The organism is Microbacterium soli (genome assembly GCF_039539005.1).
Classification (GTDB): Bacteria; Actinomycetota; Actinomycetes; order Actinomycetales; family Microbacteriaceae; genus Microbacterium; species Microbacterium soli.
On the sequence record NZ_BAABCP010000001.1, the window covers coordinates 204103 to 226308 of the forward strand.

The 22206-nt window shown below is 70.0% G+C and carries 24 protein-coding genes and 1 tRNA gene; 13 read left to right on the forward strand and 12 right to left on the reverse strand.

Features of this window, described 5'->3' with window-relative positions; all coding sequences use genetic code 11:
- The first annotated feature begins 107 nt into the window (after window positions 1–107).
- The gene (locus ABD770_RS01025) at window positions 108–896 is read left to right on the forward strand and encodes a carbohydrate ABC transporter permease (protein WP_344819832.1); all 789 of its coding nucleotides are present in this window, start codon (window positions 108–110) and stop codon (window positions 894–896) included.
- Between the two features lie 118 nt (window positions 897–1014).
- Window positions 1015–1800, forward strand: coding sequence for an SGNH/GDSL hydrolase family protein (locus tag ABD770_RS01030; RefSeq protein WP_344817634.1), 786 nt, complete (start codon window positions 1015–1017; stop codon window positions 1798–1800).
- On the opposite strand, the gene ABD770_RS01035 is transcribed toward ABD770_RS01030, so the two are convergent.
- The 7 genes from ABD770_RS01035 to ABD770_RS01065 all read right to left on the reverse strand — a co-directional run bounded on the left by ABD770_RS01035 (window position 1760) and on the right by ABD770_RS01065 (window position 5714).
- Window positions 1760–2332 (reverse strand): DUF488 domain-containing protein, encoded by a 573-nt coding sequence (locus ABD770_RS01035; protein WP_344817635.1) that lies wholly within the window; start codon window positions 2330–2332, stop codon window positions 1760–1762. The genes ABD770_RS01030 and ABD770_RS01035 overlap by 41 nt on opposite strands.
- The gene (locus tag ABD770_RS01040; protein WP_344817636.1) at window positions 2325–2540 is read right to left on the reverse strand and encodes a hypervirulence associated TUDOR domain-containing protein; all 216 of its coding nucleotides are present in this window, start codon (window positions 2538–2540) and stop codon (window positions 2325–2327) included. Before ABD770_RS01040 ends, ABD770_RS01035 begins: the two co-directional genes overlap by 8 nt.
- A 131-nt stretch (window positions 2541–2671) precedes the next feature.
- Window positions 2672–2744: transfer RNA gene (locus ABD770_RS01045), tRNA-Arg, on the reverse strand.
- A gap of 68 nt (window positions 2745–2812) precedes the next feature.
- Window positions 2813–3199 carry a DUF1304 domain-containing protein gene (locus tag ABD770_RS01050; protein ID WP_344817637.1) on the reverse strand — a complete coding sequence of 129 codons (387 nt, stop codon included), beginning with the start codon at window positions 3197–3199 and terminating at the stop codon, window positions 2813–2815.
- 60 nt (window positions 3200–3259) lie between these two features.
- Complete coding sequence (locus ABD770_RS01055; RefSeq protein ID WP_344817638.1) at window positions 3260–4123, reverse strand: CPBP family intramembrane glutamic endopeptidase; 864 nt, start codon at window positions 4121–4123, stop codon at window positions 3260–3262.
- On the reverse strand, window positions 4120–4785 hold the full coding sequence (trmB, locus tag ABD770_RS01060) for a tRNA (guanosine(46)-N7)-methyltransferase TrmB (protein WP_344819833.1): 666 nt from the start codon (window positions 4783–4785) through the stop codon (window positions 4120–4122). The genes ABD770_RS01055 and trmB overlap by 4 nt, the downstream gene beginning before the upstream one ends.
- A gap of 89 nt (window positions 4786–4874) precedes the next feature.
- Window positions 4875–5714, reverse strand: a complete 840-nt coding sequence (locus tag ABD770_RS01065; protein WP_344817639.1) for a DUF3097 domain-containing protein — start codon at window positions 5712–5714, stop codon at window positions 4875–4877.
- A 123-nt stretch (window positions 5715–5837) separates the two neighbouring features.
- Between ABD770_RS01065 and ABD770_RS01070 the strand changes: the two genes are divergently transcribed.
- The 4 genes from ABD770_RS01070 to ABD770_RS01085 all read left to right on the forward strand — a co-directional run bounded on the left by ABD770_RS01070 (window position 5838) and on the right by ABD770_RS01085 (window position 10018).
- Complete coding sequence (locus ABD770_RS01070) at window positions 5838–7844, forward strand: TPM domain-containing protein (protein ID WP_344817640.1); 2007 nt, start codon at window positions 5838–5840, stop codon at window positions 7842–7844.
- Window positions 7845–7940: 96 nt separating this feature from the next.
- A complete protein-coding gene (locus tag ABD770_RS01075) occupies window positions 7941–8678 on the forward strand; it encodes a PspA/IM30 family protein (protein ID WP_344817641.1) in 738 nt (245 codons plus the stop codon).
- A gap of 57 nt (window positions 8679–8735) precedes the next feature.
- Window positions 8736–9557 (forward strand): arginase family protein, encoded by an 822-nt coding sequence (locus ABD770_RS01080; protein WP_344817642.1) that lies wholly within the window; start codon window positions 8736–8738, stop codon window positions 9555–9557.
- Window positions 9554–10018, forward strand: a complete 465-nt coding sequence (locus tag ABD770_RS01085; protein ID WP_344817643.1) for a Fe-S oxidoreductase — start codon at window positions 9554–9556, stop codon at window positions 10016–10018. Before ABD770_RS01080 ends, ABD770_RS01085 begins: the two co-directional genes overlap by 4 nt.
- Here ABD770_RS01085 and ABD770_RS01090 read toward each other — a convergent pair.
- Both ABD770_RS01090 and ABD770_RS01095 read right to left on the reverse strand, forming a co-directional pair.
- Complete coding sequence (locus tag ABD770_RS01090; protein WP_344817644.1) at window positions 9997–10458, reverse strand: SIP domain-containing protein; 462 nt, start codon at window positions 10456–10458, stop codon at window positions 9997–9999. The genes ABD770_RS01085 and ABD770_RS01090 overlap by 22 nt on opposite strands.
- A gap of 82 nt (window positions 10459–10540) precedes the next feature.
- The gene (locus ABD770_RS01095; protein ID WP_344817645.1) at window positions 10541–11245 is read right to left on the reverse strand and encodes a tyrosine-protein phosphatase; all 705 of its coding nucleotides are present in this window, start codon (window positions 11243–11245) and stop codon (window positions 10541–10543) included.
- A gap of 162 nt (window positions 11246–11407) precedes the next feature.
- Between ABD770_RS01095 and ABD770_RS01100 the strand changes: the two genes are divergently transcribed.
- From ABD770_RS01100 to ABD770_RS01125, 6 genes are read left to right on the forward strand one after another with little or no spacing between them, the layout of a single operon-like run.
- The gene (locus ABD770_RS01100) at window positions 11408–12325 is read left to right on the forward strand and encodes an alpha/beta fold hydrolase (RefSeq protein ID WP_344817646.1); all 918 of its coding nucleotides are present in this window, start codon (window positions 11408–11410) and stop codon (window positions 12323–12325) included.
- 38 nt (window positions 12326–12363) lie between these two features.
- A complete protein-coding gene (locus ABD770_RS01105) occupies window positions 12364–13899 on the forward strand; it encodes an ABC transporter substrate-binding protein (protein ID WP_344817647.1) in 1536 nt (511 codons plus the stop codon).
- A gap of 3 nt (window positions 13900–13902) precedes the next feature.
- Entirely contained in the window at window positions 13903–14856 is a 954-nt protein-coding gene (locus ABD770_RS01110; protein ID WP_344817648.1) for an ABC transporter permease, read from the forward strand.
- Window positions 14853–15722 (forward strand): ABC transporter permease, encoded by an 870-nt coding sequence (locus ABD770_RS01115; RefSeq protein WP_425562711.1) that lies wholly within the window; start codon window positions 14853–14855, stop codon window positions 15720–15722. Before ABD770_RS01110 ends, ABD770_RS01115 begins: the two co-directional genes overlap by 4 nt.
- On the forward strand, window positions 15719–16522 hold the full coding sequence (locus ABD770_RS01120) for an ATP-binding cassette domain-containing protein (protein WP_344817650.1): 804 nt from the start codon (window positions 15719–15721) through the stop codon (window positions 16520–16522). The genes ABD770_RS01115 and ABD770_RS01120 overlap by 4 nt, the downstream gene beginning before the upstream one ends.
- Window positions 16519–17307: an ABC transporter ATP-binding protein gene (locus ABD770_RS01125; RefSeq protein ID WP_344817651.1), complete on the forward strand. Its 789-nt coding sequence runs from the start codon at window positions 16519–16521 to the stop codon at window positions 17305–17307. Before ABD770_RS01120 ends, ABD770_RS01125 begins: the two co-directional genes overlap by 4 nt.
- Window positions 17308–17325: 18 nt before the next feature.
- Here ABD770_RS01125 and ABD770_RS01130 read toward each other — a convergent pair whose 3' ends face one another.
- The 3 genes from ABD770_RS01130 to ABD770_RS01140 all read right to left on the reverse strand — a co-directional run bounded on the left by ABD770_RS01130 (window position 17326) and on the right by ABD770_RS01140 (window position 20716).
- Complete coding sequence (locus tag ABD770_RS01130; protein WP_344817652.1) at window positions 17326–19032, reverse strand: hypothetical protein; 1707 nt, start codon at window positions 19030–19032, stop codon at window positions 17326–17328.
- Window positions 19033–19235: 203 nt separating this feature from the next.
- Window positions 19236–19934: a uracil-DNA glycosylase gene (locus tag ABD770_RS01135; protein ID WP_344817653.1), complete on the reverse strand. Its 699-nt coding sequence runs from the start codon at window positions 19932–19934 to the stop codon at window positions 19236–19238.
- The gene (locus ABD770_RS01140) at window positions 19934–20716 is read right to left on the reverse strand and encodes an SDR family oxidoreductase (RefSeq protein ID WP_344817654.1); all 783 of its coding nucleotides are present in this window, start codon (window positions 20714–20716) and stop codon (window positions 19934–19936) included. Before ABD770_RS01140 ends, ABD770_RS01135 begins: the two co-directional genes overlap by 1 nt.
- Before the next feature lie 154 nt (window positions 20717–20870).
- Between ABD770_RS01140 and ABD770_RS01145 the strand changes: the two genes are divergently transcribed.
- Window positions 20871–22190 (forward strand): bifunctional o-acetylhomoserine/o-acetylserine sulfhydrylase, encoded by a 1320-nt coding sequence (locus tag ABD770_RS01145; RefSeq protein WP_344817655.1) that lies wholly within the window; start codon window positions 20871–20873, stop codon window positions 22188–22190.
- Window positions 22191–22206 lie beyond the last annotated feature (16 nt).

Below are 22206 nucleotides of genomic sequence, written 5' to 3' on the forward strand. Positions count from 1 at the left end.
CGCGTGCCGCGATCACCATCCGACGCGGAGTCAAGCCCCCCGTCCCGATCCGACGGGTCACGTCGACCACCGGGGACAAGACGGTCGCCGGCGTCTCGCACGTCGTGATGGGCATCTGGGCGCTCGTCGTCATCCTGCCGATGCTGTGGACCCTGATCGGCTCCTTCAAGACCACGAAGGAGATCTTCGCCTCCCCCTTCGGCCTGCCCGCGAACTGGAACTTCGACAACTACGTCAGCGCCTGGGTCGACAACGAGTTCGGGCTGATGTTCCTGAACACGGTCATCGTCGTGGGCGTCTCGCTCGTGGCGGTCATGATCCTGGGCGCGATGTGCGCCTACGTGCTGGCACGGTTCTCGCTACCCGGCAGCAGACTCATCTACTACCTGATGCTGGCGGGGCTGACCTTCCCGATCTTCCTCGCCATCGTCCCGCTGTTCTTCATCCTGCAGAACATGGGGCTGCTGAACACCCTGCCGGGTCTGATCATCACCTACGTCGCGTTCGCCCTGCCGTTCACCGTGTTCTTCCTGTTCTCGTTCTTCAAGTCATTGCCCTACGAGATCCAGGAGGCGTCGTATGTGGACGGCGCCAGCGAATGGCGCACCTTCTTCCAGGTGATGCTGCCGATGGCCAAGCCCGGCATGGCCGCGGTGGCGATCATGAACTTCCTGGGCCTGTGGAACCAGTTCCTGTTGCCGATCTCGCTGAACACCGACAAGAACAACTGGGTGCTCTCGCAGGGCATGGCCGCGTACGCCTCCTCGGCGGGCTACGCCCTGGATTTCGGGCAGATGTTCGCGGCGGTGATGATCACCATCATCCCGGTGCTGATCGTCTACGTCCTGTTCCAGCGCCAGCTGCAGGGTTCCGTCTCGCAGGGGCCGTCGAAGTAGCATCCGCCGTGTCGTACGGTGCGTCCCTTCCGGCTCCGGTCGGCGAGGGGCGCACCGCAGGCCAGGACACGGGCACGCCCGGATCCGCATCCGCATCGACATGACCTACTCTCGTCCCATGAACCCGACCCTGCCGCGCCGCTCCGCACTGGTGGCCGCGGGAGCTCTGGCGGTCGTCCTCGCCGTCGCGCTGGGCGTCGCGCGACCGTGGATGCCGCCCGTGGAGACCCCTCCGATCGCGGCCGCCGACGAGGGGATCTCCCCCGCGCCGCTCGCTCTGCCCGAGCATCCGACGGTTCTCGTGTTCGGCGACTCCTGGACGTACGGGTCGGCGGCCACTCCCCGCACCCATGGGTACGCGCACCTGCTGGGCGGGCTCCTGCACGGCACGACGATCATCGACGGCGTGCGCGGCAGCGGCTACCAGAAGCCGGGCATCGACGGGCCGGACTACGCGACGCGGATCCGGTCGCTGGATGCCGGGATCGCACCGGACCTGATCATCATCCAGGGCTCCATCAACGACCGCCGGGAGGACCCCGCGACGTTCCCCGCCGCCGTGAACGCCGCCTGGGACGCGCTGGCCGACGTCTTCCCCGATGCGCCCGTCGTCGTGCTGGGACCGGCACCGCACGAGCTGCCGGTGGGAGCCTCCACCGCCCGCATCGACCACGACCTGTCCGTGCTGGCCGCACAACGGGCGTGGTGGTACATCTCCCCCGTGCAGGAGGAGTGGATCACGACGGCGGACTACCCGTGGATCATCGACGCGGGGCCGGGCCTCCTGCATCCGTCCGATGCGGGGCACGAGTACCTCGCGCACAGGGTGATCGAGGCGCTGGACCGCTTCCGCACCGCACCGATCACGGCCGCCGATTCGGCTGCGCCGGATCCGGTGGAATAGCCTCCGGGTACTCGACGCGGCCAGCGCTCAGGACGGAACCCGGTGTGGGCTCCGCGGCGACAACGCGTCCGTCGGGCATGAGGTGGGCGACCCGGATGCCGCGGGCCAGCAGGTGATCGGCGATGATCCGCCGATGACAGCGCCACCAGACCGCCTCCGCGCACATCACGGCCGGCGGATGCCGGGGGTCGGCCATCGCGATGAGCTCGTCGAGCCCCTGCGCGAACTCGTCGCCCAGGGCGTGGTCGGCGTAGTTGTGGAAGCTGCGGTTGCGCCACAGCGCGTTGACCCGGTCGGGGATCCCGCGACGGCGCGGGCGGCGCCCGGTGAGCTGCTCGATGCGCGTGAAGCCGATGCCCTCCCCGGCCAGTTCGGCGCGCAGGGCGTCCTGGTCGAACCACGGGAACCTGTTCGAGCCCGGCAGCCGCCGCACGTCGACGATCGTGACGATCCCCGCCGCGCGCAGTAGTGCGAGGAACTCGTCCAGCGGATGCGTGGAATGACCGACCGTGAGGATGGCCGGGTCAGTCATCGACGAGCGTCAGCGCACTGCCCTTGTGAGCGGCGATGTGATCGGTCCGATCGCTCTTGATCTCGTACTGCGGGTCCTCGGCGCTCGCGCGGCGCGGATGCCCCTTGTAGTCGAAGTCGGCCGTGTGCACCTTCGTGATGCGGCCGCGCACGTATCCGGCCTCCGAGTTCCAGGTGACATGATCCCCGACCATGAATCGCTGTATCATGCTGGCTCCTCTCACCTCGAGGGTATTCCTCCGCGGGCGTTCGAGGGGTCTCTCCGTCGAACGGGGCGCGCTTCACGGGCGGTGCAACACGCCGGAGGGGCCGCCCTGACGGACGGCCCCTCCGGCGTTCGTGCCCCCGACACGATTCGAACGTGCGACCTACGGTACCGGAAACCGGCGCTCTATCCACTGAGCTACGGAGGCGAACTCAACGAGCCTATCAGTTTCGCACCGCGCTCCCGATCACACGGGGCGCCTGCACGGCATCCGATTCAGGCGATCCCGATGACCACGGCGAGCACCGCGAGAAGCGGGGCGATCCCCTGCACGGCGGCCGCGCGGAGCTTGGCGCGGTCGGCGAGCACCAGCACGAGAGCCGCGGCCAGCATCATGCCGGTGGAGGCCAGCACGAGCGTCACACCGGCCGTGGAGCGCCCCACGGTGACGAGCACGACGCCGAGGAGCGCCGCGACCGCGAGGAACAGATTGTAGAACCCCTGGTTGAACGCCAGCTGCCGCATGGTCTCGGCGTCCTCCTCGCGGCGCACGCCGAAGATGCGGCGCGTGGCCGGCTGCGTCCAGCGCAAAGACTCCAGCACGAAGATGAACACGTGGACGGCGGCGGCGAGCGCGGCGAGGACGAGGCCCGTGATCAGCATCCGTCGATTCTCCTCCCCCGTCGCGCGGATCGGAACGGATCAGACGGCGAACGGAGAGGATCAGAGCAGGAACACCGGGAGCATCCCGGGGTTGTGCGCGTGCACGAGCACCGCGAACACCACCGCGTCGAAGAGCAGGTGCACGACGACGACGTAGCCGAGGGAGCGCGTGCGCAGGAGGATCCAGCCCTGCAGCAGCGCGAACGGGATGGTCAGCACCGGCCCCCACGCCCGATAGCCGAGCTCCCACAGGAACGACACGAACACGATGGCCTGCAGCACGTTCGCGAGCGCATCGGGCAGGTGCCTGCGCAGCAGCGCGAACACCGTGCAGATGAAGAACAGCTCGTCCCAGATGCCGACGGCCCCCACGCCGACGAACAGCCGGGCGATGAGCTCCGGCGTGTCGACGACGGGCCAGTTCCGGTACACGCCGCTCGTGATGAAGTAGAACGGCAGGATCAGCCAGCCCAGCACGAGCACCCCGACCAGCCATCCCCACTGCCAGCGGTTCCACCGTCGACGCGCCCGCCACGGGAACGAGACGGCCCGGTCGCCGAACGCGAAGCGCGACAGCAGGTACGGCACGAGCACGGCTCCTCCGAGCGCGAGCGCGAACCGCAGCATGGCGAGGTCGTCGAGCTGCGCCTCCAGCGAGATGGCGTGCACGATGAGCATCCCCAGCGCGATGAGGCCGAGGTCGCGGGTGAGCGACGGGATCCGCTTCCGCCCGAACCGCCACGACGGCCGACTCCCTGCGGACACGACCGGGGTCGGCATCCGCCGCTCCACCAGTGCCGCCGTGCCGACGCCGACGGCGATCAGCACCCACCCGACCCCCGTCCACCCGAGCACGAAGAACGCCGGCGCGGCCAGGCACACCAGCAGCGCGGGGGCGAGTGCGCGCCAGGCTGCGGAGGTCACACCCGCGGCACCCGACGATAGACGAGATCGCGGATCTCGCGCCCCTTGGCGATGCCCTTGCGCTCGAACGCCGTCATCACCCGCCCGTCGAAGCGCTCGGCCCACGCGCCGTCGAACGCACGCGCGAACTCCGGCGCCGCATCGAGGACCTCCCGCATCTGCAGCGCGTAGTCCTCCCAGTCCGTCGCGAGGCGCAGCAGCCCGTCGTCGGCCAGCGCCCGCGCCGCCGTCGCGGGGAAGCCCGGGCGCACCAGACGGCGCTTGGTGTGCCGCTTCTTGTGCCACGGATCGGGGAAGAAGATCCACACCTCGGAGGCCGATGCCGCAGGCAGCAGGGTGGAAAGCACCTCGGGGGCGTTGGCCTCCACGAGACGCAGGTTGCGCGCGCCGGCCCTGTCGGCGTCGAGCATGGTGCGCGCGAGCCCGGCGCGGAACACCTCCACGGCGAGGAAGTCGTGCTCCGGCTGCGAGGACGCGGCCGCGACGATCGCATGGCCCTGACCGGACCCGATCTCCACGGTCAGCGGCGCGTCGCGCCCGTACACGGCGGTCTTCTCCAGCCGAGCATCCGGATGCACGGATGTGAACGCCTCCGCGCGCGGGACGTCGATGAGGTAGAACGGCGCGAGCTCCCGGAACGCCCGCTCCTGGGCATCCGACATCCGGCCGCTGCGCCGCACGAACGACACCGGCTCCTCGCGGAAGCGGTGCGCCTCGGAGGCTTCTTCGGGGTATCCGCGCGATCTGCCGCTCACGAGGCGGGCTCCGTCACGAAGTCGATGAGCTCCTCGACCCGGCCGAGCAGCGCCGGCTCCAGGTCGCGGAAGGTGGTGACGCGGGCGAGGATGCGCTGCCATGCGCGGGCGATGTCGGCCTGGTCCTCCGCGGGCCAGCCGAAAGCGCGGCAGACGCCGGTCTTCCAGTCGGTGCCGCGCGGGATCCGCGGCCACGCGCGGATGCCCATGGCCGCGGGGGTCACGCACTGCCACACGTCGATGAACGGGTGACCGACGATCTTCAGGTGCTTCCCATGCGGTCCGCGCATGGTCTGCTCGACGAGCCTGCTCTCCTTGGATCCGGGCACGAGGTGGTCGACGAGCACGCCGTACCGGCGTGTCGGGCTCGGCGGCGCCTCGGCGAGCACCTCGTCGAGCAGATCGACGCCCTGCAGGTACTCGACGACGACGCCCTCGACGCGCAGGTCGGCGCCCCACACCTTCTCGACGAGCTCGGCGTCGTGGCGCCCCTCCACGAGGATGCGGCTGGGCAGCGCCACCCTGGCCCGCTCATCCGCGACGGCGAAGGATCCGGATGCCGTGCGGCGGGCGCCCTGCGGCGCGGCCTTCGGCGCCACCAGGCGCACCGGCCGCCCCTCGAGGAGGAATCCGCCACCGAGTGGGAAGCTGCGTCGGCGTCCCTTCCAATCCTCCAGCTCCACGACGCCCGCGCCGACGCGGGTGATCGCACCGCAGTAGCCGTCACCGGCCACCTCGACGACGAGATCCTTCTGCGCCTGCACATCGCTCGCCCTGACGGTCCCGCGGTCGCGCCACCCCTCCGCGAGCACATCGCTGCCGTATCTGTCGTCCATGCGCTCCAGCGTATGCGCCTGCGCTGCGAGCGAACGGGCAACACCGCCCGGGTGGTGTCGCGTGTCGGCGGCTTTGCTTAGACTCTTCCCACGGGGGCGTGGTCGCCGGTCGGAGGGAACGCGATGCGAAATCGGTGGCTGACACTGGCTGCACTGCTGCTGGGCATGATCCTGGGAGGGCTCTCCCTCAGCGCGGCATCCGCGACGGCCCCCGGCCCCTTGGCCGGGCGCGTCACCGACGACAGCGGCGTCGTGTCGGCCGCGGACCGCACCGAGGCCGAGGGCGTTCTCGACAGTCTCCGTGCCGCCTCCGGCATCGATCTGTTCTTCGTGCTGATCCCGAACTACACGGATCCGGACAACATGGAGCAGTGGACGACCGCCACCGCTCAGGGCAACAGCTTCCGCGGAGACCAGTACCTCATCTCCGTGGCGACCGAGGGGCGCTCCTACACGATGTACCGTCCGGATGACGGGCGGATGACCGTCGCCGAGCGCGACCGGATCCTCGAGGCGATGCGCCCCGACCTGCAGAACAGCGACTTCAGCCGTGCTGTCGTGGCGGGAGCCGACGAGGCCTACGACATCTATGTGCTCGCGCCTCAGCGCACGGCGCAGGGGTGGACGGTGTTCGGCATCATCGTGCTGGTCGCCGTCATCGTCGTCGTGATCGTGCTGCTGGTGCGGCGGGCGCGCAGGCGGGCGGCGGAGCGGGCCGCGCGCGAAGCGCAGCTGGCCGAGATCGGGCAGCAGGCGAACATCGCGCTCGTGCGCACCGACGACCTCGTGCGCTCCAGCGAACAGGAGCTGGAGTACGCGCGCGCCCAGTTCGGCGACGAGGTGATCGGCGACTTCGTGGCGGCGCTGCAGACCTCGCGGAAGAACCTCGACGAGGCGTTCTCCCTGCAGCAGAAGCTCGACGACGAGATCCCCGACACCGACCAGCAGAAGCTGGAATGGTCCCAGCGGATCCTGGAGCTGTGTTCCGAGTCGACGACGGCCCTCGAGGACCGCAAGGCCGATTTCGACGAGCTGCGCAGGCTCGAGCAGGACGCCCCCGCCGCGCTGGACAACGTCCGCCGGCTCCGGGCCGCCGCCGGCGCCGAGGTGGATCGGGCGGAGCGGATCCTCGCCGCCCTCACGGCGACCTACGCGTTCGCCGTGGTGTCGCCCGTCGCCGACAATCCCGCGCAGGCGCGGTCGCGACTGGCCTTCACCGATGAGCAGATCCGGGCCGCCGACGGCTTCATCGCGCGTGGCGAGACCGGGGAGGCCGCGGTCTCGGTGCGCGCGGCCGAGGGCGCCGTGCAGCAGGCGACCCAGCTGGAGGACGCGGTCGAGGAGCTGCAGAGCGCGCTGAAGGAAGCCGATGATCGGGCTGCGGCTCTCATCGCGGAGCTCAGCGGCGACCTGCAGACCGCACGTTCCCTGCCCGACGCGCAGGGCACCGTCGCCCAGGCCGTCGCCGCCACCGAGCAGGGCATCCGGCAGGCGCAGAGCACGCTCGGTGCCACGGGTCGCGATCCCGTCGAGGCGCTGCGCGTCCTCGATGCGGCCAACGCCGCCATCGACGGGGCCATCGCGCACGTGCGCGACGAGCAGGCTCGGATCCAGCGGGCCGCGACCATGCTCGGCGACGCGCTGCAGCGCGCGGGACTGCAGGTGTCCTCGGCGGAGCGGTTCATCCTCCACAGACGCGGCGCGATCGCGGCGACCGCGCGCACGCGGCTGTCGGAGGCCCGGTCGAACCTCGACCGCGCCCACGCGCTCGCCCCATCGGATCCCGTTCAGGCTCTCGCCCACGCCCAGCGTGCGGACTCCCTCGCCACCGAGGCGCTGCGGCTCGCCCAGAACGATTACGGCGGCTGGAACGGCGGAAGCGGAGGCGGCGGAGACACGCTCGGCGCTCTGCTGGGCGGCATCCTCATCGGGCAGGCCACCGGCCGCCGTGGCGGCGGCTGGGGCGGAGGATTCGGCGGAGGCGGCTTCGGCGGCGGAGGATCCGGCGGCAGCAGCGGAGGCGGCGGATTCTTCGGTGGCGGTGGAGGAGGAGGCGGCTTCTCCGTGGGCGGCTTCGGCGGAGGCGGAGGCGGCTTCGGCGGCAGCAGCGGAGGCGGTGGCCACTTCTGACCGGTACCCCGCCTCGTCCACGATCCCCCGTTTGACCTCGCACTGACCAGACACCCGCACGGCAAGACAACAATCCGAGAAGAACAGGAACACACCATGGCCAAGGAATCCATCTTCGGACGCATCTCCACCCTCGTCCGAGCGAACATCAACGCGCTCCTCGACCAGGCCGAGGACCCGCAGAAGATGATCGACCAATTGGTCCGCGACTACACCAACAACATCGCCGACGCCGAGTCGGCCATCGCGGAGACCATCGGCAACCTGCGCCTGCTCGAGCGCGACCACGAGGAGGATGTCCAGTCCGCGAAGGAGTGGGGCAACAAGGCGCTGGCAGCCAGCCGCAAGGCCGACGAGCTGCGCGCGGCCGGCAGCACCGCCGACGCCGACAAGTTCGACAGCCTCGCCAAGATCGCCCTGCAGCGTCAGATCAGCTCCGAGCGTGAGGCCCGCGCGGCCGAGCCCCAGATCGCCGCGCAGACGGAGATCGTCGACAAGCTCAAGGGCGGTCTGAACGGCATGAAGGACAAGCTCGGCCAGCTCAAGACCAAGCGCAGCGAGCTCCTCGCCCGAGCCAAGGTCGCCGAGGCGCAGACCAAGGTGCAGGACGCCATCAGCTCGATCAACGTGCTCGACCCGACCAGCGAGCTGGGCCGCTTCGAGGACAAGATCCGTCGTCAGGAGGCTCTCGCCCAGGGCAAGGCCGAGATCGCCGCCTCCTCCCTCGACGCCCAGTTCGAGAGCCTCGAGGACCTCGGCGAGCTCACCGAGGTCGAAGCCCGCCTCGCCGAGCTGAAGGCCGGACGACCTCAGGCCGCGATCGAAGCGGAATGACCAGGCGGGCGGGCACCGGCCCTCGGCGCCCGCCCCCTTCTCCTCCCGGGAGAGAACATGACCCGATTCCTCATCGTTCCGCAGTGGCAGGGCTCCCCCGCCTCGCGCGCCATGCTTCTCGTGGACGGCGCGACCGCCATCACCGGCGACCTGCCGCGCAGAGACACCACGGTCGTCGACGTGCCGCTCGAGGCGGGTGAGTCGCTGGACACCGGAGTGCACCGCCTCAGCTCGCTGCTGCGGGTCCGCGAGCTCATCGCCGCGCAGCTGGGCGGCGATGCGTCGACGGTGCCGGCGGCGCACACCGTGATGGTCGGCGGCGACTGCAGCATCACCCCCTTCGCACTGTCCGCCATCGACACCTCCGATCTGGCTGTGCTGTGGTGCGACGCGCACCCCGATCTCAACGACCCCCGGTCCTCCCCGTCCGGAGCGTTCTCCGGCATGGCACTGACGGCCATCCTCGGCGGGGGCGAGCCGCAGCTCGCGTTGCGCCCCGGAATCCCTGCGGAACGGGTCGTGCTGCTCGGCGCGCGCAACATCGACGACGGCGAGAGGGCGCGCCTGGCCGCGCTGACGTCGCTGACCGTCGAGGACGCACAGCACCCGGACGCCGTGGCCGCGACCATCCGTGCGACGGGCGCCTCGCGGATCTGGGTGCACGTCGACGTCGACGTCATCGACCCCGCCGAACTCGAGGGCGTGTCCGACGCCGTGCCGTTCGGCGTCGGCGCCGCCGACCTCGCGGCGACGATCAGACGCGTTCGTGAGGACATCCCGCTGGCAGGTGCGACCATCGCCGGGTTCGCCCCGCGCAGCCCGGCCGACGCCGTGCAGGACATGGGCGCGATCCTGCGGCTGATCGGCGCCGTGGCATGAGACCGCAGTGGCAGCTCGAGGCGCAGCGCGTGCTGGAGCGCGGGCGCCGATTCGATCGCCGGATCCCCTCGTTCCTGCTGCGCTCCCCGATCAGCCGGATCGGCTACTGGTGGGGCACCTCCGTCGGCTGGGTATGGGGATCGCTGTGGAGCACCGGCCCCGTGCAGCGCCGTGCGGGACTGTGGATCTTCCGCGGCCTGCCGGCATGGGCGTTCGCTCGAGGCGGGGTGTGCGTGGGCGGTTGCTACCTCACCGGTGACACCGACCCCTCCGACGCGGTGCTGCGCCACGAGGCCGTGCACAGGCAGCAGTGGCTGCGATACGGGTTCCTCATGCCGCTGCTGTACCTGTTCGCGGGCAGGGACCCGATGCGCAACCGATTCGAGATCGAAGCCGGGCTGGAGGACGGCGGTTACGTGCGACGCCCCACGGGCGGGTCTCAGCGGACGGGAAGGCCGTAGCGCTCCGGGGCGTGGATCGCGATCGGATCGACACCGCAGGATTCCGTGAGGTGCTCGATGATGTCGGCGGTGCTGAGATATCCGCCCAGCAGAGTCACCTCGGTGCCGGCCACCGCATCCGACCCATCGCACAGCATCTCGTCGGCCCATGCCGCGGCCGCACGGGTGAGCGCCTCGCCCATGGCCCGCCGCCCGCCGCCACGGCGTGCGCGCGGCAGCCAGGTGACCGTCATGCGCGGCGGCGCGACGACGGTGCCGATGTCCTCCGCGCTCGGCACTTCGATGAACACTCGTCCGGCCGTGCACAACGGCAGGGCCGCCAGGAGTACCTCCACCTCGACCAGCGAACGCTCGTCGGCGGTGATGAGGTGCTGCACCTGACGTCGCTGGGACGCCCGACGCGCGGCGCGGGTGCCGACGAAGGTCTCGAGCGTGCTCATGATGCCCCATCATACCATCTATGAAGGGTTGCCTAACCTTCCTTCGAGGCCTCGCCGGGTACCCAGGGGCTGCACCGAATGCTCAGACCAGCAGAGCATCGCGCAGGGCCGCGAGCTCGGCGTCCGTCAGCCCCGAGGTCTCCAGATACCCGGCGGCCGACCCGAAGCGCTCATCGATGTCATCCAGCAGCGCGGCCATCACCGCGGCGGGCGACGCCGTGGCCACCTGGATCGCGTTGTGCGGGTTCGCCGAGATCGCCCGCAGGTACCGCTCGATGGACCGCTTGCGCGAGGCCGACAGCTGGGACTGGGTCAGCGCGTAGTCCGCGATCACGGCGTCCCTGTCGGCGCCGACCGCACTGAGGGCGAGGGCCACCGTCACCCCGGTGCGATCCTTGCCGAGCGTGCAGTGCACGAGTGTCGGTTCTCCCCTCGCGATCACCCGGATCGCCTCGACGAACCGCTCGCCGGATTCATCGACGAGGTGCCGGTACATGGCGGCGAGATCCATGCCCTGTGCGAGGAAGGAGTCCGCCGAGCCGAGGAACAGCGGCACCCGCGTCGTGTCGACGGCGGTCAGGTCGGACGGCGCGGAGCGCACCTCGGCATCATCGCGCAGATCGACGATGTGCCGTACGAGCCCGCTCAGGACGGACCGTCCCTCCGCCGTCACCCCGGACAGATGCCCCGAACGCAGCAGCGCACCCGAGCGCACGCGCGTGTCTCCGGCAGGAATGCCGCCGACATCTCGCAGGTTGTTCACACCGGGAACGCTGAGGACGGGCATCCTTCCACCATAGGACGAGAAGCTCGATCCCACCCCGCGCACGAGCTGCACCACAATAACAATAGAAGTCCTTTCTTATTGATCATTCTGACCACCGCAGACCCTTCCAACATGGACGATCTGACTCCAGATTTCTCCGTCACCGTCAACCGATAGCAGAATATGGCCGTGACCCAAGACAGCAGCGAGTTCCGCTACCTGCCCGCGCAGGCCGCCGGACTCGGCACGGATGTCCCCTCGACGCGCCGCGTGACGACCTCCCTGCCCGACGGGCGCACCCTCAGCGCCCTCCGTTTCGGGTCCGCGAAGCCCGAGGTCACCCTGCTGCACGGGGCGGGGCTCAACGCCCACACGTGGGACACCGTGAACCTCCTGCTGGGACGGCCGTCGCTGGCCATCGACCTCGCCGGACACGGCGACTCCTCCTGGCGGCCGGACCTCGACTACTCCCCCGCGTCCCTGGCACCCGACGTCGCCCTCGCGATCGCGCAGCAGACGTCGGGGCCGCAGGTGCTCATCGGTCATTCCCTCGGCGGCCTGACCGCAGCGGTCGTCGCCGCCCGGCACCCCGAACTCGTCCGGGAGCTCATCCTCGTCGACATCGTCCCCGGTCTGGACACTGACGCGGCGCCATCGATCCTGCGCGAGTTCTACCAGGTCACCGACTTCGCCTCACGCGACGAGGCCGTCGACCGCGCCGAGCGCTTCGGGTTCGGCGGCTCCCGAGAGGACACCGAGCGAGGCGTCTTCTTCAACACCCGCGTGCGCGAGGACGGTCGCGTGGAGTGGAAGCACCACTTCGCACAGGTCATCGGCCGCACCTTCGACGCCCTGAACACCGACAGCCGCGCCTCGACCGCCGCGGATGACCCGTGGGCGGCCCTCGCCGCCGTCACCGCACCGGTCACCCTCCTCCGCGGCACCCGCGGCTTCCTGCAGGAGTCCGACGTCGCGGAGTTCTCCCGACGGCTGCCCGACGCCGTCGTGCGCACCGTCGACGCCGGGCACAACGTGCAGGAGACCGACCCGGCATCCATCGCCGACGCCGCCTCCGAAGCACTGAATCGTCCCACCCGCTGACCAGCGGCTCCTCACAGCACCCTCCGAGAGGACACACCTTGTCACCGTTCCGCAGCATCCGCAGACCCGTCCAGCTGGCCGCCATCGGCGTCCTCGCCGTCGGTGCGCTCGTCCTCACCGCCTGCGGCGGTGCCACACCCCAGGACACCCCCACCACGACGACCGGGGCAGCCGACCCGAACGCCGAGCTGACCGTGGGTCTCGTCCTGGAGCCGACGAACCTGGACATCCGCCACACCAGTGGCGCGGCGCTGGAGCAGATCCTCGTCGACAACATCTACGAGGGGCTCGTCACCCGCACGCAGGACAACACCATCGAGGACCGCCTCGCGGCATCCCACGAGATCTCCGACGACGGGCTCACCTACACCTTCACGCTCAACGAGGGCGTCACCTTCCACGACGGCAGCGCACTGACGGCCGCCGACGTGGTGTCGTCGTATGAGACCGTGCGGACGGATGCCGCGGTGCAGGGGAACGCGCAGTTCGCCGGTGTGACCGAGATCAGCGCCCCCGACGACCTGACCGTGCAGATCACCCTCGCCGAGCCCGACCAGAACTTCCTGTTCACCCTCACCGGGCCGGCAGGACTCGTCTTCAAGACCGACGACGGCACCGATCTGAAGACGGCCGAGAACGGCACGGGTCCGTTCGTCCTCCAGCGCTGGATGAAGGGCAGCTCCATCACCTTCGACCGCTACGACGACTACTGGGGCGAGAAGGCCGGTCTCGCAGAGGTGACCTTCCAGTACATCCCCGATTTCACCGCCGGAGTCAACGCCGCCCTGGACGGCAGCGTCGACGTGCTCACCGCCGTCGACCCGAACCTCGTGTCCCAGCTGGAGGACACCGGCGAGTTCACCATCACCACCGGCCGCACGACGGACAAGGCCACACTCGCCTTCAACAACGCCAGGGCTCCGCTCAGCGACAAGCGGGTGCGCGAGGCCCTGCGCCTGGCCATCGACCATGACGCCCTCGTCGAGGCCGTCGGCGCCGGTCAGACCCTGTACGGCCCGATCCCCGAGCTCGACCCCGGCTATGAGGACCTCTCCGAGCTCGTCCCCTACGACCCTGACAGGGCGAAGGAGCTGCTCGAGGAGGCCGGTCAGTCCGAGCTGGAGCTGACCCTCACGATCCCGTCGATCTACGGCACGACGGTCGCCCAGGTGCTCGTCTCGGACTTCGCAAAGGTGGGAGTCTCCCTCGAGGTCGATCGCGTCGAGTTCGCCACCTGGCTCGAGGACGTGTACACCAACCACGACTACGAGCTCAGCTTCGTGCTGCACGTGGAGCCCCGCGACTTCAACAACTGGGCCGACCCCGACTACTACTTCGGCTACGACGACAGCGAGGTGCAGAACCTGTACGCCAGGGCCCGGGCCGAACGCGACCCCGACGCATCGGCCGACCTGCTGAAGAAGGCGGCTCGCATCGTCTCCGAGGACCACGCCGCGGACTGGCTGTACAACGGCGCCACGCTGACGGCGCTGAGCCCCGGCATCACGGGATTCCCGGAGGACTCGATCAACTCGCGCATCGACCTCGCCGGCGTCACCAGGACCGCCGGCTGACCTGTGCTCCGATACGCGCTCACACGAGGAGTCCTGCTGATCGTGGGATTGCTCGTGTCGAGCGTGATCATCTTCTTCACGCTTCGGGTTCTCCCCGGCGACGTCGCGCAACTCGTCGCCGGCACGCAGGCCGGGCCCGAGCAGGTCGAGGCGATCCGGAAATCGCTCGGTCTCGACCGTCCGCTGCCCGCGCAGTACGCCGACTGGGTCGGCGGGCTCTTCCACGGGGACCTGGGCACCTCGCAGCTCAGTGGCGCGTCGGTCGGAGCGGAGCTGTGGGAGAAGGCCAGGGTCACCGGTCCCCTCGCGCTCATGTCCATGCTCATCGCCATGCTCATCGCGGCGCCGTTCGGCGTGCTGTCGGCCGTGCTGCGCGGCAGGTCGACCGGCACCGCGATGAGCGTGGCGGCACAGACCGTCGCAGCCGTGCCGGTGATCTGGGCCGGGATGATGCTCGTGGTCGTCTTCGCGCACTGGCTGGGGTGGCTCCCCGCCCAGGGATTCCCCCGCGCGGGATGGTCGACGCCGGCGGCCGCGTTCGAGTCGTTGCTGCTGCCGGCCCTGACGATCGGCATCGTCGAGGGCGCGATGCTCATGCGGTTCGTGCGCAGCGCCACCCTGCAGGCCGCCGGTCAGGACTTCGTGCGCACCGCGGCGGCGAAGGGCCTCACCCGCAGACAGGCGCTGATCCGCCACGGCATCCCCGCCGTCGGCCTCTCGATCGTCACGGTGCTCGGTGTGCAGGTGGCGGGAATCATCGTCGGATCGGTGGTCATCGAGCAGCTGTTCACCCTGCCGGGAATCGGGCGGATGCTCGTCGTCGACGTCGGCACCAGGGATCTCGTGAAAGTGCAGAGCGAGCTGCTGGTGCTCACCGGCTTCGTGCTCGTGATCGGCTTCCTCGTCGACCTCGTGCACCACATCGTCGACCCGCGTCAGCGAGCGGAGGCGGAATGATGCCCCGCTGGCTGCGCACCCTGCTGTCGACCCGGACCGGTCTGTTCGGTGTCGCCGTGGTCGCGCTAATCGTGCTGACCGCCCTCGTGTCGCTGCTGTGGACTCCGTTCGATCCCATGATCTCCGATGTCCGCGGACGCTGGGCCGCACCGAGCTGGCCGCATCTGCTGGGCACCGACGGCACGGGCCGTGACATCCTCAGTCTGCTCATGGCGGGGGCGCGCACCACGGTGTTCGTCGCCGTGGGGTCCGCAGTGGTGGCCACCGTCGTCGGCATCGCCCTGGCAGCCCTGGGCGCTCTCACGGCGCGGTGGCTGCGCGAGACCGTGGCCGTGCTCGTGGACATCCTCATCGCCTTCCCGGTGCTCCTGATCGCCATGATGATCTCGGCGGTCTGGGGCGGCTCGCTGTGGGTGGTCGTCTTCGCCGTCGGCATCGGATTCGGGGTGAGCATGGCCCGCGTCACCCGCCCCGAGCTGCGGCGCGTCCAGCAGAGCGATTTCGTCGTCGCCGGCCGCGCCGCGGGCCTGAGCACGGGGCAGAACCTCCTCCGGCATCTGCTGCCCAACATCGCGCCGGTGTTCATCGTCCAGCTGTCGTGGTCGATGGCCGTCGCCGTGCTGGCCGAGGCCGGACTGTCCTACCTCGGCTTCGGTGCAACGCTCACGGAGGCGTCCTGGGGGACGCTGCTGGCCGATCTGCAGCGCTACATCGGCGTGCACCCGTTGACCGTGGTGTGGCCGGGCCTGGCCATCACCGTCACGGTCCTGGGGCTGAACCTGCTCGGCGATGCGCTGCGCGAGGCCACCGATCCGACGCTGTCACGGGACGCGGACCGACTCCACGAGCCGGTGGTGATCGCGTGAGCCTCGAGGTGCGCGACCTCGTCATCGAGATCGGCGGCCGGACCCTCGTGGACGGCGTCTCGTTCGCCGTCGCCGACGGTCAGCGCTTCGGCCTGATCGGCGAATCGGGATCGGGCAAGTCCCTCACCGCCCTCGCCGTGATGGGGCTGCTCCCCGAGGAGGCCACCGCGCACGGCAGCATCCGCTGGAACGGCGTCGAGCTGATCGGAATGCCGGACCGGGAGCTGGCACGGCTGCGCGGCGACGACATCGGAATGGTCTTCCAGGAGCCGCGCACGGCGCTGAACCCCATCCGCACCGTGGGCAGGCAGATCGCCGAGTCGATCCGCATCCACGAGCGCATCGGACGGCGCGCGGCACGGGTGCGCGCCATCGCCGAAGCCGCCCGCGTGCACCTGCCCGAACCGGAGTCCATCGTCGACCGCTATCCGCATCAGCTCTCCGGCGGCCAGCGCCAGAGAGCGGCCATCGCGATGGCGCTGGCCTGCCGTCCGGACCTGCTGATCGCCGACGAGCCGACCACTGCGCTGGATGTGACCATCCAGGCGGAGGTGCTGCGCCTGCTGCACGCGCTCGTGCAGGAGCAGGGCATGTCGCTGGTGTTCATCACCCACGACCTCGCCGTGCTCTCCCAGATCGCCACTCATGCCGCGGTGCTCGAGCACGGCCGGGTGGTCGAGCAGGGTGCCGTCGGCACGCTGCTGAGCACGCCGTCCTCCCCCGTGACCCGTGCGCTGCTGCGGGACGCGACGGCCACGCTGTGGCGGCCGGACGGCGACGGGAACGGGGGCGCGTCATGAGTCTCATCGAAGCGTCCGGTCTCAGCCGCGCCTTCCCCCTGCCCCGCCGCACGATGTTCGAGCGCCCGCGCACGGCGCCGGCCCTGCACCCCACCGATCTGACGATCGAGGAGGGCGCATCCGTGGGCGTCATCGGCGAGTCGGGCTCCGGGAAGTCGACTCTCGTGCGACTCCTGCTGGGACTGGACCGGCCGACCGCGGGCGTGGTGCGCATCGACGGCAGGGAGGTGGATGCGACGGCATCCGCCCGTTCGCTGCACTGGCTGCGCAGGTGGACCGGTCTGGTGTTCCAGGACCCGTACGCCTCGCTTGATCCGCGCATGACCGCCGGCCAGAGCATCGCAGAGCCGCTGTGGGCGCTGGGCGTTCCGGGAGACCATCGTGCGCGTGTGCGCGAGGTCCTCGAGCAAGTCGGGCTGGATGCCGAGATGGCGGACCGCCACCCGCACGAGTTCTCCGGCGGGCAGCGCCAGAGGATCGCCATCGCGCGCGCCATCGCGCACCGTCCGCGCATCCTCGTCGGCGACGAGCCACTGTCCGCGCTGGATGTCACGGCCCGGGCCCAGGTCCTCGAACTCCTGGAGCGTCTGCGGCACGAGGAGGGGCTCACGCTCATCATGGTGTCGCACGACATCGGCGTGGTGCAGAACCTCGCGGACACCGTGCTGGTCATGAAGGACGGCCGCATCGTCGAACGCGGTCGGACGGATGCCGTGCTGCGGCATCCGTCCGAGGACTACACCAGGGCGCTGCTGGCCGCGATCCCGGTCATCCCGGAGCCGTGACCGCTCCGACCCCGCCGGTCACTCCTCGTCGGCACCGCGATAGCGTGCGTACGGCATGGGATTCCACACCCGAGCCGCCAGCGCATCGTCGGTGAGGTCCGCCGGGATCTCGGCCAGCAGCCGGCGCGCGGCGGCGAGCTCGCGCTCGGCCTCCTCCCGATCCTGGTACATGAACTCGTCCGACGCGGTCTCGTCCGCCTGCGCGTGCTTCTGCTCGAGTTCGGCGACCAGCTGCTCCTGCCTGCTGCGCAGGCCCGCCCTGGCCTCCTCGCGCCACGACGGCTGCAGCGAGCGGGTGCGGTCGAGGACCTCGCTGTACTCGTCGTAGACGTCCTGATAGATCAGACCGGTGTGCTCGCGGACGTCCCGGATCACCGTCTCGAGGTCCGCGTAGGTGAGATCCTCCACTTTCAGCGGCACCTCCCTGGGCTGGCCACCGAGCCTGGTGTACTCGAGGTAGAACGGGAACATGCTCTTGATGACCTTGCCGACCGGCGTGATCGTGGCCCGGCCGTCCTCGCCGAGCCCCTTCGGCTGGACTCCCTGGATCGCGGCGAGCGCGGACTCGGGCCGGACGACCTCCTTGGGCGGCATGAAGCCGTAACGCAGCAGTTCGCGGATGCCCGTGCCGGAGATGTTCAGGCGGTAGCGCACGTCGTCGGATGCCATGGTGCGCTCGGTGGCGTGCACGGCCGCGCGCGCGTCGTAGAACACCTCGTGGAACAGGCGCACGTCGATGCCCAGCTCGTCGGCGCTGTACTCGTCGAACACGGAGTGGCTGGCGTACTTGTCGTAGTAGTCGCCGATGCCGGCGTGGTCGCGGCCGATCAGCGCGTGCGTGCAGCCGTAGTTCTTCATGATGAGCGCGTGCAGGATGGCCTCGCGCGGCCCGGCGAAGATGTACGTCACGCGCAGCGGCGAGAGGATGGAGCGCTCGGCCGGGTAGTACTGGTCCATCACGTTCCGGTAGCCGCGGATGCGGTACTCGTGCCGCACATACTCCCGCTTGGCCATCTCCACCAGGGGCTGCAGGAAGATGCCGTCGACCTCTTCCAGCGCGTTGCGGTGGATGTACTCGTGACCGCGGTGCAGCGGGTTCGCGCCGGTGATGAAGCCCGCCACCGACCGAAAGCCCTTCTCCTCGTAGAACAGCCTCCAGGTGTCCTTCGGCTCGCGTCGGAGCGCCTCGAACGGACCCCAGTCGACGCGCTTGAGCAGATGCAGCGTCCCGCCCAGGGCCACCTCCCCCATGCGCCGGTAGATCGAGTCGACGCCCGGGTGGTTGCGGTCGGTCGTGCCGAACAGCTTGCGGGCGCGGAACTCGCGGTCGTAGGAGAAGATGTCCTCGATGGCGAGAATGGCCACCGGGTCGTCGTCACTGTCGGTCAGGGCGACCTCGTCGCCCACGGAAAGCCCGGCGATGACCTCGGCGTTGACCTTCCCCGTGGGAGCGAAACTGAGCGGCACGGGCCAGACCACTCCGCCGGCCAGCCGGCCGTGCTCGAGCACCGACAGGTAGTCGGCCTCGTTCATGAAGCCCCGGGCGGGCGAGAGCACCCCGGTGGCGATCATCTCGATGGTGATGATCGCCTCCAGATCCACACGGATGCCGGGCAGTGCGCGAGCGCGCTGCGTCTCGGCGTCCCTGCGGTCGGCGGGGACGACCTGGTCGACGAGTGTGCCGCCGTGCGGCGTCTGCGGGTAGCGGGAGAAATCCAGTGTCATGGCGAAGGGACGTCCTCGTCTTCTCGTCGTGGCATGCCCGCGAAGCGCGCAGCAGTCGTCGGGCAACGGTGTTCCGCGTTACTTTAGCCGCAAATCGCGGCGAACTCACAACCGGACGGATCGACGGGCGAAACGGTCCGACAACCGGTGCCGGACGGTCCGATGACCGGGGCGAACCGGCCCTGCGTCAGGGCCGGGGGGCTTCAGGCCTCACCCTCCACCCGCCAGTCGACGGGGTCCGCCCCCAGCCGCGCCAACAGCGCGTTGGTGCGGGAGAACGGCCGCGATCCGAAGAACCCGCGTGAGGCCGACAGCGGCGACGGATGCGCGGATTCGACCACGGGCACACCCTCCAGCAGCGGCTTCAGGCGTCGGGCGTCCGCGCCCCACAGGATCGCCACCAGCGGCTCGCGCCGTGCCACGAGGGCGCGGATGGCCAGCTCGGTGACCTTCTCCCAGCCCCACCCGCGATGCGAGGCGGGGGCTCCCGGCCGGACGGTGAGAACCCTGTTCAGCAGCAGCACGCCCTGATCGCTCCAGGCCGTGAGGTCGCCGTGCGGCGCCGGCGGGATGCCGAGGTCGTCCTGGCGCTCCCGGTAGATGTTCGCGAGGCTCCGCGGCAGCGGGCGCACCCCCCGCTCGACCGCGAACGAGAGTCCGATCGGATGCCCGCGGGTCGGGTACGGATCCTGCCCGGTGATGAGCACCCGCACGTCGGCGAGCGGACGCTGGAAGGCCCGCAGCACGAGCGGTCCCGCCGGCAGATAGCCCCGTCCGGCGGCGTTCTCGGCGCGCAGCCGCTGTCCGAGCTCGGCGATCAGCGGCTGCGCGGGCGCCAGGGCGGCGGCCCAGCCCGGATCGATCTGACCGGAGGCCGCGAGTTCGGCGAGGGTCTGCGGCATCAGTCGTCCGTGCGCACCTGAAGCGGGCCGCGGGCGAGCAGATGCTGCGCGGACTGCGCGACGGGGCGCATGGTCACCAGGTCCAGGTTCACCCGGCGCGGTGCGTTCAGGGCGTAGGCGATGACATCGGCGACGTCCTCGCCGAGCAACGGCTCGGGCACGCCGGAGTACACGGCCTCCGCGGCGATCCGGTCGCCGCGCAGGCGATTGAGGGTGAACTCCTCGGTGTGCACGAGACCCGGCGCCACCTCCACGACGCGGATCGGCTCGCCGTTCAGCTCCTGACGCAGCACCTTGACGAGCATCGACTCGGCGGCCTTCGCCGCGTTGTAACCGCCACCGCCGGGATAGCCGACCTGGGCGGCCGTGGAGGTCACGAACACCGTGTCGGCGTGTCCGCTCTTCTGCGCCGCGAGACGCAGGAGTGGCAGCAGGCCCGCCACGAGTCGCTGCGTCGACAGCACGTTCGCGTCGTACATCCACTGCCAGTCATCGACGGATCCGCCCTCGACGCTGTCGGTGCCGCGTGCGCCGCCCGCCACCTGCACGAGCGCGTGCACCGGCCCCGTGCGCCTCAGCTCATCGACCAGGGAGGACACCGCATCCGCATCCGTCAGATCGCAGGCGATGGAGCGGGAGCCGGTCTGCTCGTCGAGCACGGCGAGTCGCTCCGCGCGCCGGGCGACTCCGACCACGTCCCAGCCCTGCGCGCGCAGCGCGCGCACCGTGGCCTCCCCGATCCCGCTGCTGGCCCCCGTGACCACTGCACGTCTGTTCACCATGCCTCCACCGTACGACGTCCCCGCTCGCAAACCGATCATCCGCGTGTTACGTAACATTTCCCCGCGCTTGTCAGGCCGCATCCCTCCTTCGTACCCTCGCAGGAGGGCAGCAGCCCACCACCCGACATCCACGCCCACTGGGGGAGATTTCCGAATGACCGCTGAAGACTGGCGTTTCGAGACCAAGCAGATCCACTCCGGTGCCGCGCCGGACCCGGTCACCGGCTCGCGCGCGACTCCGATCTACCAGACCACCTCGTTCGTCTTCCGCGACACCGAGCACGCCGCCAACCTCTTCTCGCTGGCCGAGACGGGCAACATCTACACGCGCATCCAGAACCCCACGCAGGACGTCGTCGAGCAGCGCCTCGCCGCGCTCGAGGGCGGCACGGCCGCGCTGCTCGTCGCCTCGGGCATGTCCGCCGCGACGCTGTCGATCCTCAACCTGGCGTCCGCCGGCGACCACGTCGTCGCCTCCTCGGCACTGTACGGCGGCACCTACAACCTGCTGAAGTACACCCTCGACCGTCTCGGCATCGAGACCACGTTCGTGGAGGACCAGGACGACCCGCAGGCGTGGGAGGCGGCCGTCCGCCCCAACACCAAGCTCTTCTTCGCCGAGTCGATCGGCAACCCGAAGATCAACGTCCTCGACATCGAGACCGTGGCCGGCATCGCGCACAGCCACGGCGTCCCGCTGATCATCGACAACACGATCGCCACCCCGTACCTGCTGCGTCCGTTCGAGCACGGCGCCGACATCGTCATCCACGCGGCGACGAAGTTCCTCGGCGGTCACGGCACCGTCATCGCCGGTGCGATCGTCGACGGCGGGACCTTCCCGTGGTCCGAGCACGCCGACAAGTTCCCGGGTCTGACCGAGCCGGACCCCTCTTACCACGGCGTCAGCTACTCCGGCGTGCTCGGCGACGGCATCGCCTACATCATCAAGGCCCGGGTGCAGCTGCTGCGCGATCTCGGCCCCGCGATCGCCCCCGCCAGCGCCTGGCAGCTCATCCAGGGGATCGAGACCCTGTCGCTGCGCATGGAGCGTCACGTGGAGAACACCAAGGAGATCGCGGCCTGGCTCGAGCGCCTCGACGACATCGCCTCGGTCAGCTACGCCGGTCTGCCCAGCTCCCCCTGGTACGCGGCCGCCAACAAGTACACGCCCAAGGGTCCCGGCGCCGTGTTCAGCTTCGAGCTCAAGGGCGGCGTGGACGCGGGTCGCGCGTTCGTCGACAACCTCAAGCTGTTCAGCCACCTCGCCAACATCGGCGACGTGCGCTCGCTGGTCATCCACCCGGCGTCGACCACCCACTCGCAGCTCTCGCCCGAGCAGCAGCTCTCCAGCGGCGTCACCCCCGGTCTGGTGCGCCTGTCGGTCGGACTCGAGAACGTCGAGGATCTCAAGGCCGACCTGGAGCAGGCCCTCGCGGCCGCTCGAGCCGTCGTCGAGGCCGCTCGCGCCTGACATCCCGCTCCCGCAG

Excerpts from the sequence above, each read along its gene's own strand:
- ABD770_RS01130 (WP_344817652.1), bottom strand. The coding sequence starts at position 19,032 with ATGACACTGGATTTCTCCCGCTACCCGCAGACGCCGCACGGCGGCACA.
- ABD770_RS01125 (WP_344817651.1), top strand. The coding sequence starts at position 16,519 with ATGAGTCTCATCGAAGCGTCCGGTCTCAGCCGCGCCTTCCCCCTGCCC.
- ABD770_RS01080 (WP_344817642.1), top strand. The coding sequence starts at position 8,736 with ATGACCCGATTCCTCATCGTTCCGCAGTGGCAGGGCTCCCCCGCCTCG.
- ABD770_RS01030 (WP_344817634.1), top strand. The coding sequence starts at position 1,015 with ATGAACCCGACCCTGCCGCGCCGCTCCGCACTGGTGGCCGCGGGAGCT.
- ABD770_RS01100 (WP_344817646.1), top strand. The coding sequence starts at position 11,408 with ATGGCCGTGACCCAAGACAGCAGCGAGTTCCGCTACCTGCCCGCGCAG.
- ABD770_RS01095 (WP_344817645.1), bottom strand. The coding sequence starts at position 11,245 with ATGCCCGTCCTCAGCGTTCCCGGTGTGAACAACCTGCGAGATGTCGGC.
- ABD770_RS01050 (WP_344817637.1), bottom strand. The coding sequence starts at position 3,199 with ATGCTGATCACGGGCCTCGTCCTCGCCGCGCTCGCCGCCGCCGTCCAC.
- ABD770_RS01090 (WP_344817644.1), bottom strand. The coding sequence starts at position 10,458 with ATGAGCACGCTCGAGACCTTCGTCGGCACCCGCGCCGCGCGTCGGGCG.
- ABD770_RS01085 (WP_344817643.1), top strand. The coding sequence starts at position 9,554 with ATGAGACCGCAGTGGCAGCTCGAGGCGCAGCGCGTGCTGGAGCGCGGG.
- ABD770_RS01040 (WP_344817636.1), bottom strand. The coding sequence starts at position 2,540 with ATGATACAGCGATTCATGGTCGGGGATCATGTCACCTGGAACTCGGAG.
- ABD770_RS01145 (WP_344817655.1), top strand. The coding sequence starts at position 20,871 with ATGACCGCTGAAGACTGGCGTTTCGAGACCAAGCAGATCCACTCCGGT.
- ABD770_RS01025 (WP_344819832.1), top strand. The coding sequence starts at position 108 with ATGGGCATCTGGGCGCTCGTCGTCATCCTGCCGATGCTGTGGACCCTG.
- ABD770_RS01035 (WP_344817635.1), bottom strand. The coding sequence starts at position 2,332 with ATGACTGACCCGGCCATCCTCACGGTCGGTCATTCCACGCATCCGCTG.
- ABD770_RS01140 (WP_344817654.1), bottom strand. The coding sequence starts at position 20,716 with ATGGTGAACAGACGTGCAGTGGTCACGGGGGCCAGCAGCGGGATCGGG.
- ABD770_RS01070 (WP_344817640.1), top strand. The coding sequence starts at position 5,838 with ATGCGAAATCGGTGGCTGACACTGGCTGCACTGCTGCTGGGCATGATC.
- ABD770_RS01115 (WP_425562711.1), top strand. The coding sequence starts at position 14,853 with ATGATGCCCCGCTGGCTGCGCACCCTGCTGTCGACCCGGACCGGTCTG.
- ABD770_RS01065 (WP_344817639.1), bottom strand. The coding sequence starts at position 5,714 with ATGGACGACAGATACGGCAGCGATGTGCTCGCGGAGGGGTGGCGCGAC.
- trmB (WP_344819833.1), bottom strand. The coding sequence starts at position 4,785 with ATGTCGGATGCCCAGGAGCGGGCGTTCCGGGAGCTCGCGCCGTTCTAC.
- ABD770_RS01135 (WP_344817653.1), bottom strand. The coding sequence starts at position 19,934 with ATGCCGCAGACCCTCGCCGAACTCGCGGCCTCCGGTCAGATCGATCCG.
- ABD770_RS01075 (WP_344817641.1), top strand. The coding sequence starts at position 7,941 with ATGGCCAAGGAATCCATCTTCGGACGCATCTCCACCCTCGTCCGAGCG.